At 66.3% G+C, this 12796-nt stretch carries 11 protein-coding genes and 1 tRNA gene; 9 read left to right on the top strand and 3 right to left on the bottom strand.

The genetic code is table 11. The features are described 5' to 3' along the window. The first annotated feature begins 70 nt into the window (after positions 1-70). A complete protein-coding gene (locus ACQP1G_RS36730; protein WP_433194266.1) occupies positions 71-679 on the top strand; it encodes an Rv1733c family protein in 609 nt (202 codons plus the stop codon). A 57-nt stretch (positions 680-736) separates the two neighbouring features. Here ACQP1G_RS36730 and ACQP1G_RS36725 read toward each other — a convergent pair whose 3' ends face one another. Then, positions 737-1990, bottom strand: coding sequence for a helix-turn-helix transcriptional regulator (locus ACQP1G_RS36725; protein WP_433194265.1), 1254 nt, complete (start codon positions 1988-1990; stop codon positions 737-739). A gap of 387 nt (positions 1991-2377) precedes the next feature. Here ACQP1G_RS36725 and ACQP1G_RS36720 point away from each other — a divergent pair, with 387 nt between their 5' ends. Beyond that, positions 2378-4126, top strand: a complete 1749-nt coding sequence (locus ACQP1G_RS36720; RefSeq protein WP_433194264.1) for a glycoside hydrolase domain-containing protein — start codon at positions 2378-2380, stop codon at positions 4124-4126. A gap of 52 nt (positions 4127-4178) precedes the next feature. Here ACQP1G_RS36720 and ACQP1G_RS36715 read toward each other — a convergent pair whose 3' ends face one another. Further along, the gene (locus ACQP1G_RS36715) at positions 4179-5081 is read right to left on the bottom strand and encodes a MurR/RpiR family transcriptional regulator (protein ID WP_433194263.1); all 903 of its coding nucleotides are present in this window, start codon (positions 5079-5081) and stop codon (positions 4179-4181) included. 157 nt (positions 5082-5238) lie between these two features. Here ACQP1G_RS36715 and ACQP1G_RS36710 point away from each other — a divergent pair, with 157 nt between their 5' ends. The 7 genes from ACQP1G_RS36710 to ACQP1G_RS36680 are packed head-to-tail and all read left to right on the top strand — an operon-like array spanning position 5239 to position 12266. Continuing rightward, positions 5239-6015: an amino acid ABC transporter ATP-binding protein gene (locus ACQP1G_RS36710; RefSeq protein WP_433194262.1), complete on the top strand. Its 777-nt coding sequence runs from the start codon at positions 5239-5241 to the stop codon at positions 6013-6015. 37 nt (positions 6016-6052) lie between these two features. Then, entirely contained in the window at positions 6053-6946 is an 894-nt protein-coding gene (locus ACQP1G_RS36705; protein WP_433194261.1) for a glutamate ABC transporter substrate-binding protein, read from the top strand. An 11-nt stretch (positions 6947-6957) separates the two neighbouring features. After that, on the top strand, positions 6958-7608 hold the full coding sequence (locus ACQP1G_RS36700; RefSeq protein WP_433194260.1) for an amino acid ABC transporter permease: 651 nt from the start codon (positions 6958-6960) through the stop codon (positions 7606-7608). Next, positions 7605-8483 carry an amino acid ABC transporter permease gene (locus tag ACQP1G_RS36695; RefSeq protein WP_433194259.1) on the top strand — a complete coding sequence of 293 codons (879 nt, stop codon included), beginning with the start codon at positions 7605-7607 and terminating at the stop codon, positions 8481-8483. Before ACQP1G_RS36700 ends, ACQP1G_RS36695 begins: the two co-directional genes overlap by 4 nt. Positions 8484-8509: 26 nt before the next feature. Beyond that, positions 8510-9301: an enoyl-CoA hydratase/isomerase family protein gene (locus tag ACQP1G_RS36690; protein ID WP_433194258.1), complete on the top strand. Its 792-nt coding sequence runs from the start codon at positions 8510-8512 to the stop codon at positions 9299-9301. Positions 9302-9311: 10 nt separating this feature from the next. Next, positions 9312-11462, top strand: a complete 2151-nt coding sequence (locus tag ACQP1G_RS36685; protein WP_433194257.1) for an acetate--CoA ligase family protein — start codon at positions 9312-9314, stop codon at positions 11460-11462. Between the two features lie 3 nt (positions 11463-11465). Further along, positions 11466-12266 (top strand): crotonase/enoyl-CoA hydratase family protein, encoded by an 801-nt coding sequence (locus ACQP1G_RS36680; RefSeq protein WP_433194256.1) that lies wholly within the window; start codon positions 11466-11468, stop codon positions 12264-12266. A gap of 408 nt (positions 12267-12674) precedes the next feature. Here the strand turns inward: ACQP1G_RS36680 and ACQP1G_RS36675 are convergent. Continuing rightward, positions 12675-12751: transfer RNA gene (locus ACQP1G_RS36675), tRNA-Arg, on the bottom strand. Positions 12752-12796 lie beyond the last annotated feature (45 nt).

Genomic DNA, 12796 nt, shown 5'->3' with positions numbered 1-12796 from the left:
AGTGGGGAATGCCGGAGGTAGGAGTCGCGGGCGCGGGCTCACCGTGGCTCCGTCGTAGGAGGTGGTACAGGTGTCGGAGTCGCCAGCGCTACCGGTGCGCATCTGGCGTATGCAGCCCTGGAATCCCAGCCCATTGATGCGGGTCTCGGATCGAATGCAGGGGATCACGCGGATTCTGGCCGTCCTGATCGTGCTGGTCGCTGTGCCGATCGCCGCCGCCGCGGGTACGGCTGCCTATGCCACGGCCTCGGCGCGGATCCGCACCGAGAACGCCTCGAAAGTCGCCGTGACGGCATTCATCACCGGCAATCCGGTCCGGGTCGCGGCCCCGGTAGCAGACCGAAACGGCGCGATGGTCGAGCATTTCCAGGCGCAGGTGTCCTGGACCAACGACGGAAAGTCCGCAACCGCGATAGTCGGCGTCCCTGATAGCGCACAACCAGGTCAGCCGGCTCCCGTCTGGCTGGGCCCGGACGGACGCCCGACAACCGCCCCACAGCGATCCAGCACCGCCGCCGTCCACGGCATCAGCGTCGGGGCGGCCGTCCTGCTCGAAATCTGGCTCGGCGCGGCAGCCTTCCTCTGCGCCACCGCCTGGGCCCTCGACCACCACCGCAACAACGGCTGGGACCGCGAGTGGCGCCAGATCACCCATCCCACCGGCCAGGGCAGCCAATGACGTGTCAGCAGAAAGAATTCTGATCGACGGTGTGGGGCAGCGGTTCCTGTCCCGCATTCACCCGCGATATGACTGCGGTCGGTCCTTGCTGTGTTCGACGCTGCCTCCCTCGTCGGGTGCAGCCCTCCCGTCGGACTCGGGGTGCGGGACAGGACCACGGGTGGTGCCGGGCATACCGTGATTCGCAGGTTCCTCGAACTGGCCGGTTCCCGACAGCACGGTCGTCAGCATCCGAACCAGTTCGGCCTGCCGATGCGTTCCGGTCTTTTCGAAGGCGCGTTGCAGGTGTGTGCGCACGGTGTTCACTGAGACCGCGAGTTCCTCGGCGATCGACCGCAGCCCTTCGCCGCGTAGTGCCGCTATCGCGACGCGCGCTTCGGCCCCGGTCATCCCGTACAGCTGCCGCAGCGCCTTCGGCCCTCCCGATATTTCATGGTCCGGGTCGACGATGACGACGAGCGCCGCCGACGCGCGCTCGTCACGGCACCCGGCCTTCGGATCCAGCGGCAACACCAGCAGTGCGTACGAGCTGGCGCCGCTGTGTCGGGGAATGAGGGCGCGCCCTCCGACGCACGGCCCGTACTCGCGCAGTGCCGAATCGATGACGGCGCGCAGCCCGACCGCGGATCGGCTGTCCGATGATTCGAGGTGGCCGCAGCGTCCCATACCGAGGCCGTCTCGCGATTCCAGGATCGACATTGCCGTCGGGTTCGCGTAGCTGATCACCCCGCAACTCGACACGATCACCAGCCCGTGCCGATGCACGTCCAGCACGGCGATGACTTGGTCACGCTCGGTCCGGACCGCTGCCAGACAGGACTGGACGTTCAGTGCGTGCCGCAGATGTGGCAGCAGCAGGCGCATTGTCGATATCGCCGGTGATCGGTCGAGGTCGTGGCCCCGATCGGGATACACCCCGATCCACGCTGTCTCGGCGCCACTGGTGAGCAACGCGAACATCCCGTTGCCGAGCCGGTGCGGAACCATCCAGTCGCGGAAGAATGGATGCCGACGCAGGTAGTCCGGACCGAGCAGCTCTTCGCACGTCGTGATGACACCGGCGGGTTCGTGTTCGAGCGCCCGCGCGATCGGATCGATACGCCAGAATCGGGCGTTGTAGCTGTGGCGCAGTTCGTCCGCCCCGAGCGAACAGGCGGTCATCTGCCGGCTACTCGAGCCGGATACGACCAGGCCGCCGCGGTCCGCGCCCAGCGCCGTGACAATATCGTGCACCGCCTGCGGCCAGTCACCCGGATGCAGCGCAGCGCGGTTGATTCGCGCAACGATCGCGGAAAACCTCTCGATTGTCATTGCCATATGAAATGACCTGCGGCACAAGAGAAACGGGAATCATCCAGAGTTGACCATCGGTGTTCGAGCGATGCGTCACACGAGTAGTTCGATACCTGATTCTACGCACCTGAATTCATCGACAGGGCCAGCATTCTCATCTGTTCAGATGAGGAACCGCGTCACGAGCCCTGCTCTACTCGGAAGAGCAACCGCTTCGCTACAGCCGGTCGGCTGTGTCTTCCCGGGGGGCATCGTGATCAGGCGTACGACAACCGGAAACCTTGCCGGGCCGACGGCGGTATCGCCCGGCATCTGCACTCCTGCACACCGTCCGGATCGGACCGGCTCGACCCGTTGCCGGCCGACGCCGCAGACCCGCCGTCTTCGATCAATGGAGGTTCCCTCATGTCGACGGCAGTTGATTTCGCCGCACGTTTGATCGATCCCGCGGCCATCAAGGCAGCCGGTCACAGTGCCGTCCTGGTCTACGTATCGCCGAGCAGGCCCGGAGCCGGTTTCGGTGCCAAGCCGGTGACCAAGGAATATGCCGATCGCTTGAAAGCCGTTGGCCTCGAGACCGTTTCGATATGGCAGTACGGAAAGCCCGGTAATGCCCAGGCACCCTCGGACTGGACCACGGGCTACGACGGCGGGCATCGGATGGGCCGTCAGGCCAGGGAAATCCATTCCGCCGCCGGCGGATCCGACCGGTGCCCGATCTTCTTCGCGGTGGACGAGGACATCGGATCGGCCGAATGGAACGACCGGGCGGTCGACTTCTTCCGGGGCGTCAACGACTCGATCGGACAGGAGTGGACCGGTATCTACGGCTCGTCGAAGGTGTGCGCTTGGGCCATCGAAGACAACGTGATCGGCCGGACTGCCGAGGGCCGGTACTGGGCCTGGCAGACGCGCGCATGGTCCGGCAACCGACTCGATACCCCCGAGGCCGTCCTGTATCAGCGCGTCATCGACACCCCTGCCGATCCGGGCCCGCTCATCGACGGCAGCTCGGTGGACGTCAACGACATCTTGGCTGCCGACTTCGGGCAGTGGTCCATCGATCGCCCTGCGACGCAAGGAGAACACATCGTGAACGCTCCCGCATACACCGAACTCGACAGGTTCGGAAATTCCCGCTCGGACCGCTGGGGCGCTCGTATCACCAACTTCCTGCTGCACACCCAGGAAGGCAATGGCACCGCCGAATCGCTGGCGGCCTATCTCGACAACACGGCCAACGGCGTCTCCTATCACTACACGCTCAAAGATGGGATCGTCTGTGATGTCGTCGATACCGACTACGCGTCATGGTCGGTCCTGGATGCCAACAGCAGTACGATCAATCTCTGCTTCGCGGGCAGCCGGGCGTCCTGGTCCAGGGACGAATGGTTGGCCATCGACGATGACCTTCGGATAGCCGCCTGGCTGGCCGTTCAGGATGCGAAGAAATACGGTTTCGCCACCGATGTCATCGCCCCGCCGTATACCCGCAGGGACGGCATCTCCGACCATAAATACGTGACCGAGTGCCTCGGGATCGGCACGCATATCGATGTTGGCTGGAACTTCCCCTGGGACGTCTTCGAGAGCCATGTCCGAGAGTTCACCGGTGGCGCGCCGGTAGCGGGCGAAATCGGTGCGAAGGCGGCCACATCGCCCTGGCTGGGTGCGCGGCTCGGCCCCGAGGGCGAAATGAAGACAGCCGACGGTGTGGGCCGATTCGTTCAGTTCGAGCACGGATACATCTATTGGTATCCGTCCACCGGTGCACATCCGATCCCGAATTCATTGTTCGAGAAGTATGCGGAAACTGGTTGGGAGGCCGGGCCTTTGGGCTATCCGATTACCGATCACACCGTGCTGCGCGACCCGAAGGACGAAGAATGGGGCGAGGTACAGGGCTTCCAGAACGGGGCTCTCTACCAGCGTAACGGTCAGCCGGCGTACTGGGTACACGGCGAAATCCGTGAGCGCTGGAACCGGAGCGGATTCGAGAACGGGCTCCTCGGCTGGCCGACATCCGACGAAATCCCTTTCGACACCGGGACCTACCAGGAGTTCGACAACGGCCGAATCTACTGGACACCGAAACCGACGCTTGCCCTTCGGACGACCGACGAACGCGACGAGCCGCTGCTCGATACTGCCTGAGCCCGGGCGGTCGAACGGTATGGTCGCGTTGGATGAAACGACCAGGAGATCCCTACTTGGGCCGCGAATCCGTTGTGTAGACCTGGAAGTCGCTGAGCAGTTGCTCCTCCTGGAGCAGTGACGCGCGCGCCTCATGCCCGTGCGACGTCGCCACCCCCGCGGTGAGTGCTTGCACCAGCGAGGTGAACGCGGTCATCGAACGCAGCACCGAGGCACTGGCCGCATCGACGAAGAAGCATTCGTCCGCCGATGCGGCCAGTGGTGACCCCGGGTTGTCGGTCAGTGTGACGACATGGGCGCCGACCGACCGAGCCCACGCCGCACCGCGCACCGTGTCGGCCATATAGCGATGAATCGAGATGGCCACGAAGCAATCTCCCGCACGCACCCGGCGCAGATCATCGGTCAACGCGCCGGCCGTCGCCGTCACCAGCGCGACGTCCTCACGCACCATGCCGAGCAGGTAGGCCAGTAGATACGCGGGCGCATGGCTTTTGCGCAGGCCCATCACATGCACCCGCGGCGCGTCGGCCAGATGCCGGACCGCCGAGTCCCAGGTGTCGTCATCGATGCGCGCGAAAGTTCGAGCGATATTGGCCTGATCGAATTCCAGTGTGCGGTTCAGCAATCCGCTGCCGTCGGCGGGCAACTGCTCCAAGGTGTCGAACCGACGTAGCAGCTGGGCCTGCTCCTGTAGCCGCTCGCGGCACAGGCGGGCCAGTCCCGGATAGCCCTTGAGACCCAGGGCATTGGCGAAGCGGACGACGGTGGCCTCGTTGACGCCGACCGCCGCGGCCAGCTCCGACACTGTCATAAAGGCCACGGCTTCCGGATCGGCCATCACCCGCTCCGACAGCTTGCGATGCGACTGCGACAGCGAGTCGTGTCGCATTCGCAGTTCCGCGACCAGTTCATCGAACGTCTGCGGCCCTTTGTCCGCCTGTTGCTCGTTCACGCGGTCATTCTCCCTTGTGGCTCGGGCCGGGCGGAGTGCATCCACCGGCTCTGCAATCAAAATTGCATCATTGCAGATTCTGCAAATCTACTTGCATATCGCGGTTCGAGGCGGTTAACTACCTCGCACGAGCCTCCGATCAGGACTGGATCCGCCCATGACAACTACATCGCTCACCGACGCCACCACCTCCCCGCAACCCCCGCTGATTTCGATGCGTGGTGTGACCAAGACCTTCGGCACCATCACCGTGCTGCGCGACATCGACCTGGACATCGCCAAAGGCGAGGTCGTGGTGGTGATCGGGCCCTCCGGTTCGGGCAAGTCGACGCTGTGTCGCACCATCAATCGGCTAGAGACGATCAGCGGCGGTGCCATCACTTTCCGCGGTGAGCCACTACCGTCGTCCGGCGCGGCGCTGAAGAAGGTGCGCGCCGACATCGGGATGGTGTTCCAGTCGTTCAACCTGTTCCCGCACATGACCGTGCTGCGGAACATCACGTTCTCGCCGATGCGCATCCGGAAGTTGTCCCGGGCGGACGCCGAGACCAAGGCGAGGGCTCTGCTGGAGCGGGTCGGCCTGGCGCACAAGGCCGATGCCTATCCGCCCCAGCTGTCCGGCGGGCAGCAGCAGCGGGTCGCGATCGCCCGCGGGTTGGCCATGGAGCCGGAGGTCATGCTGTTCGACGAGCCGACGAGCGCCCTCGATCCGGAGATGGTCAGCGAGGTGCTGGACGTCATGAGATCGCTGGCGAGCGAGGGGATGACGATGGTGGTGGTCACCCACGAGATGGGATTCGCGCGCGCCAGCGCCGACCGCGTGCTGTTCCTCACCGACGGTGCCATCGCCGAACAGGCCACTCCCGACGAATTCTTCACCGCGCCGAGCAGCGACCGCGCCAAAGACTTTCTCGCGCGGGTGCTGCAACCGTGAATCCTCCATCACTGCAATCCGTTTCAGGAACTCCGCTATGAGAAGACTGTCCCGCCTCGCCGCGGCGCTGCTCGGTGTGGCCGCGGTAACCCTCGCCGCCGCCTGCGATTCCGGCGCACCCCCGATCGAGCTGTCCAATTCCGGCCCGCCGGTGGACACCACTGTCAACTTCGCCGCGGGCTCGACGATGCGGCACCTACACGATGCCGAAAAGATCACCATCGGAACCAAATTCGACCAGCCCCTGTTCGGCCTGAAGAACCCGATCACCGGTCGGCCCGAGGGATTCGACGCCGAAATCGGCAAGCTCATCGCGGCCAAAATCGGCATCCCGGCCAACCGGATCGAATGGGTCGAGACCGTCTCCGCCAACCGGGAACCGTTCCTGCAGCAGGGCCGGGTCGATGCCGTCATCGCCACCTACACCATCAACGACCAGCGTAAAGAGATCATCGACTTCGCCGGACCGTATTACATTGCGGGACAGTCGCTCATGGTGCGCGGCGGCAATCCGGCCAAGATCTCCTCGCCGGACGATCTCACCGGCAAGAATGTCTGCGCGGTGGAGGGATCGGCGTCCTCGACCAATATGCGCAACCGCGTCCCCGGCGCGCACGTCGTGCTCTTCGATTCCTACAGCAAGTGCGCGGAGGCGTTGAAGAACGGCCAGGTGGCGGCCATGACCACCGACAACACCATCCTCGGCGGCCTGCGCAGCCTCGACCAGGACGCTTTCGACCTCGTCCCCGGCACGTTCACCCAGGAGCCGTACGGCATCGGAATCCGCAAGGGGCAGACGGATTTCGTGCGGTTCATCGATGACGCGCTGCGTACCGCGTTCGCCGACGGTAGCTGGTCGGCGGCGTGGGACCGCACCGCTGGCCGGATCCTCGGCGCGGCGCCGCCGTTCCCGGATCTCGAAAGCTACTGAGGGGCATCGTTATGCATGTAGTTACCGACAACGCCGCGCTGCTGTCGAAGGCATTCGGCACCACCCTGCTGTTGAGCTTCGGCGGCGGCGTACTAGCCGCGGTCATCGGACTGCTCGTCGCAGTCGCGCGGCTGTCGCCGGTGCCGTTCCTGCAGCACGTCGGCGCCGTCTACGTCGAAACCATCCGCAACACGCCACTGACCGTCGTGTTCTTCCTGATCGTGTTCGTGCTGCCCCAACTGGGGCTGACCATCCCGAGCTATGTGGTGTCGGCGATCGTCGCACTGGGCTGCTACACGGCGGCGTTCGTGTCCGAGGCGGTACGCGCGGGCGTCAACACCGTCGGCCGCGGGCAGGCCGAAGCCGCACGGGCGCTCGGTCTTTCGTTCACCGAGGATATGCGGTTCATCATCATCCCGCAGGCCGTGCGCGCCGTGGTGCCACCGCTGGCCAACGTGTGGATCGCGCTGGTCAAGAACACCTCCCTCGCCGCCGGATTCGGCGTGCTGGAACTGACCGCGTCGGGGCAGCGGATCAACTTCCTCGACCCGGCCGCCGTCGTCGCGGCCCTGTTGTGGATCGCGGTGGCCTATCTCGTCATCACCCTGGGATCCGCCTTCGGATTCCGCAGGCTCGAGCACCGATTGGCGGTCGCGCGATGAACACCTCCTTCCTCTACGACGAGCCGGGTCCCGACGAGATCCGCCGGGCCCGCCGCATCACCATCGCTGCCGGACTCGTCAGCGCGCTCATCGTCGCCGCGATCCTGCTGCGGCTCGGCTCACACGGACAGCTGAACCACAAGCGGTGGGCGATCCTGTTCGATCCGGAAACCGGTGTGCCCCAGGCATTGTGGCAGGGATACCGGGCCACGATCAAGGCCGCAGGGCTCGCCATGATCATCGCGTTGGCGGTCGGGTTGCTGCTGGCCGTCGGGCGGCTGTCGCGGTATCGGCCCGTCCGGCTGGCCACCGGTGCCGTGGTCGAGGGCTTCCGCGGTGTTCCGCTACTGCTGCTCATGTTGTTCGCGGCCCTCGGATTCCCCGGTCTGGGACTGGATCTGAGCCTGCTGCAGATCGTGGTGCTGGCGCTGGTCGCCTACAACTCCTCGGTGCTGTGCGAGATCTTCCGCGGTGGCATCCTCGCCATCGACAGCGGACAGGCCGAGGCCGCCGAGGCCATGGGGCTGGGTCGTTCCGTCGTGCTCGGCAGAATCCTACTGCCACAGGCGATTCCGAACATGCTGCCGGTACTCGTCAGTCAGATGGTCATCCTGCTCAAGGACACCTCGCTCGGCTTCATCGTCGGCTATGCCGAACTGCTGCGGCAGGGCCGCTCACTGGTCGAGTACTACGGCAGTCAGTACTCCATGCAGCTGTACGTCGGGGTTGCGGTGATGTACATCGCCACCAACTTCGCGATCTCGTTCCTGGCGCGGTGGCTCACCGCCCGGCAGGGCCGCGGCAGGCGCTCGAAATCCGGACCCGCCGACGACATTCCGCTCACTCCCACCCCCGTGGTCGGCGCTGCGCGCTGACCCATAACGAGAGGAGATCTACCTCGATGACCACAGCCACCGACGCACCCACGGTGCTGGTGTCCCGTCGCGGACAGGTCACGGTGCTGACGCTGAACCGCCCCGAACGGCTCAACGCCGTCAGCGAGCAGCTGTATCGCACCCTCATCGACGCCCTCGCCACCGCCGATGCCGACCCGCAGGTGCGGTGCGTGATCCTGACCGGCGCCGGGCGCGCGTTCTGCGTCGGCGCGGACCTGAAGGCGCACGCCGCGGGCACCCGCACTCGCGCCGACCGGGAACATTACGCACAGCTCGGGCAGCAGGCCTGCCGACAGATCCAGCACATGTCCACCCCGGTCGTGGCCGCGGTGCACGGCTACGCGCTGGGTGCCGGTGCGGAAATGGCAGTGAGCGCAGACTTTCTCGTGATCGCCGACGACGCCGGGATGGGATTTCCCGAGGTGAGTATCGGCACCTTCGTGGGCGGCGGGGTCACCCACCGGCTGCCGCGGCTGATCGGGTTGCGGCGCGCGACGGACCTGCTGATCCTCGGTGAACGCTTCACCGGCGCACAGGCTTACGAGTGGGGCCTCGCACACGCCGTCGTCGCCCCCGACGCACTGCTGGATTCGGCTGCGGCGCTGGCCGATTCGCTGGCCGCCAAGGCGCCGCTCGCTCTGGCCAGGATGAAGGCCGCACTGCGACGCGACGATCCGCTCGACGTCGCCCTCGACGCCGAACCGCGAGATCTGCTGGCGCTGATGGACTCCGAGGACTGGGCCGAGGGAGTCATGGCCTTCGCCGAACGTCGCCAGCCGGTCTTCCGGGGACAGTGAGGGACCTCTGGTGACACGCGCATCCACTACCACTCTGGTCGGCACCGAGCGCACCGGACTGCAGCGACTGCTCGATCCTCGGTCCATCGCAATCATCGGTGCCTCCACAGATCCGGCCAAACGCGGCTATCAAGCGATCCGGGCGCTGCAGGAATCCGGGTACGCACACCCGGTATACCCGGTCAATCCGAAGGCCGGCCAGATCCGCGGGCTCGACGTCGTCGCGAGCATCGACCGGCTGCCGCCCGGGGTCGATGTCGCACTCATCGCCGTACCCGGCGCTGCCGTCCCGGGGGTACTGCGCGAATGTGGCGCGGTCGGCATCGCGGGGGCGGTGGTGCTGGCCAACGGTTTTCGGGAGATCGGCGCCGCAGGTGCGTGGCTCGCGGCCGAACTCGCCGCCGCCATCGCCGATAGCGGGGTGCGGGTGATCGGACCCAATACCTCCGGCATCGCCAACGTCGCCACCGGCGCCAATCTGGTTGGGTTGCAGGCCATTCCGCCGGGCCCGGTCAGCGTCGTCACGCAGAGCGGGAATATGTTGTTGTCGCTGGTCAACGATGTTCGCACGGTGCGCGGGCCGGGCCTGCACACCTATGTCGGCCTGGGTAATCAGGCCGACGTCCGCTACGACGAATGTCTGACCGAACTCGCCGCCCAGTCGGGCTGCGGTGCGGTCGCCGTGCACGCCGAGGGACTGGCCGACGGGCGCGCATTCCTCGCCGCCGCGGCCCGTGCCACCGTCGGCACCCCGGTGGTGATGCTGCGCGGCGGGCGATCGGCCGCCGGGCAGCGAACCGCCCTCTCACACACCGGATCCGTCGCGGGGTCGGACGCGGTCGCGACCGCTGTACTGGCACAGGCCGGGGTCGAACTGGTGCGGCGCTCCGATGAGCTCGCCGTCGTCGCCGGAGCGTTGTCGACCACCGCACCGGTGCTGACCGGCCGACGGGTGGCCGTCCTCAGCGACGGCGGCGGGCACGCGACCTTGGCGGTGGACGCGCTCACCGCGCACGGGATCGAGATAGCGGAGTTGAGCGGTCCGACCCGGGCGGCATTGCGTGAGCTGCTCGGCCCAGCGGCCTCGGTGATCGTCCCCGTCGACGTCGCCGGTGCCACCGATACCGATCCGACCGTGTTCGCCACGGCGGTCGAGATCCTGATGGCCGATCCCGCGGTCGGGCTGGTGCTCATCGTCGGGCTCTTCGGCGGATATCACCGGCGTTTCGATCAATCGCTCGAACCGGCCGAAAACGACACCGCGCGTGGCATTCTCGCCGCACAGTCCGCACACGGCACGCCACTGCTCGTGCAGAGCTGCTACGCGGGCGATCCGATCGCCAATCACGACATCCTCCGCGCCGCAGGGGTGCCCGTACTCGCTTCCATCGATCATGCGGTGCGGATCGCGGCCGCACTGGATCGGCGCAGCAGGTGGTTGGACAGCGCCGACCGGCGATCGCCGCTCGTATTGCCCGCGCCCGCCGCACCAGTGCGCGTGCCGGCGGGTGTACTCGACGAACCGTCCGCACGGACACTGCTCATCGAGGCCGGAATAGCCATCGGCCCATGGCGATTCGTGTCCTCGCCCGAGGAGGTCGCCGCCGTGGTCGGCGAATTCGACCAGCCGTGCGCGGTGAAAGTCGTCTCCCCGCAAGTGATTCACAAATCCGAGGCCGGTGGGGTACGGCTCGATGTCGTCGTCGAGACGGCCGCAGCGCAGGCACTGGACATCACCGCATCGGTTCGAAAGGTCGTGCCGGACGCACACATCGACGGCATGATCGTCACACCGATGGCGCCGCGCGGTGTCGAACTGCTCATCGGGGCCACCCGCGACCCGATCTTCGGGCCCGTCGTCGCGTTCGGCAGCGGTGGTGTGCTGGTAGAGGCACTCTCGGATGTCACCTTCCGCGCCGCGCCGTTCACCGAACTCGAGGCGCACGAAATGATCCGGGAAACGATCGCCTCGCGGCTGCTGGACGGGTACCGCCACCTGCCTGCCGTCGACCGCACCGCGCTCGCCCGGTTCCTCGTCCGCATCGGTGATCTGGTGGCCGCGCATCCCGAGATCGCGGAACTGGACCTCAATCCCGTCGTGGCCTCGGGTACCGGCATAGTTCCGGTGGATGTCCGGATCGTCATCGCACCCGAGGAGTAGATCGTGAGTGAGCCCGTCCTGATCGAGCGCACCGGCGACGTCGTCGTCTGGACCCTCAACAACCCCCAGGCCCGCAACCCGATATCCGATGTCGAGACGGTGGACGCGCTGGAGCGGGCGGTGTCCGCCGTCAACGCCGATCCCTCGGTGCGGGTGGCGATCCTGACCGGTGCCGGTACCGCCTTCTCCTCGGGCGGCAATATCAAACACATGCGCGACCGAGCCGGCATGTTCGGCGGCGCACCCGCCGAGTTGCGGCAGGGCTATCGGCACGGGATCCAGCGCATCCCCAAAGCCCTGTATCACTGCGAAATTCCGACCATCGCCGCGGTCAACGGCCCGGCCATCGGCGCGGGCTGCGATCTGGCCCTCATGTGCGATATGCGTATCGCCGCCGACACCGCGACATTCGCCGAGAGCTTCGCCAAGGTCGGCATCATCCCCGGTGACGGCGGTGCCTGGCTACTGCCTCGCGCCGTCGGCATGGCTCGCGCCAGCGAGATGGCGTTCACCGGCGAGCCGATCGACGCGGCCACGGCGCTGGAGTGGGGGCTGGTCTCGGCGGTCGTCGAACCCGACGCACTGCTCGACGCGGCCCAGGCGCTGGCCGCCCGGGTCGCCGCCAATCCACCCCACGTGCTGCGCATGACCAAGAAGCTGCTCCGCGAGGGCCAATGGCAGAGCCTGGAAAGTCTGCTCGAACTATCCGCCGCCCTCCAGGCCATCGCCCACCAGACCGACGACCACCACGAAGCGGTCTCCGCCATGCTCGATCGCCGGGCACCCAAGTTCACGGGCAGGTAGGCACGGGTTACGGGTGTCGGAACCGATCGTCCGCGGTCTCGAACTCGTCGACGATCCCGACCGGACGCCATCCGCGATACCAACGAACCTCGCACCGAACTCCGCCGGGCAACACGCCAAGCGACGAACACGACTCGCCGGCACGGGAATGAAGAAGTCTGATTTATCCCGTTTAGGGATGGGGTCTCGGTGGTATCTATCGGTGGCGGGTGTGGGGAGCCTGCATACCTTGGGCTATTCGCAGAGCTGAGCAGAGCTGAGTAGCCGCGAAGGCGACAACTGAATCGGCGCGAACCCTGCCTGTGAGTCAGGGGCGGGCCCGGCGGATGATCCCGCGCACGACCGACAGAGGGTGGATATCGTGCGCGGCACCCGCCTGTCCGCGTAAAACGCGGAGAGACGGGTGTATGGCGCCCCCGGCAGGAATCGAACCTGCGACCTAGGGATTAGAAGGCCCTTGCTCTATCCAACTGAGCTACGGAGGCAGTGGGTTCCACGATGGCCGACATTGGCCGTGCTGTCCAGCACGG

Origin of the sequence: Nocardia sp. CA-107356 (genome assembly GCF_050946365.1) — a bacterium.
Lineage (GTDB): Bacteria > Actinomycetota > Actinomycetes > Mycobacteriales > Mycobacteriaceae > Nocardia.
This window is presented reverse-complemented; position numbering and strand designations above follow the sequence as displayed.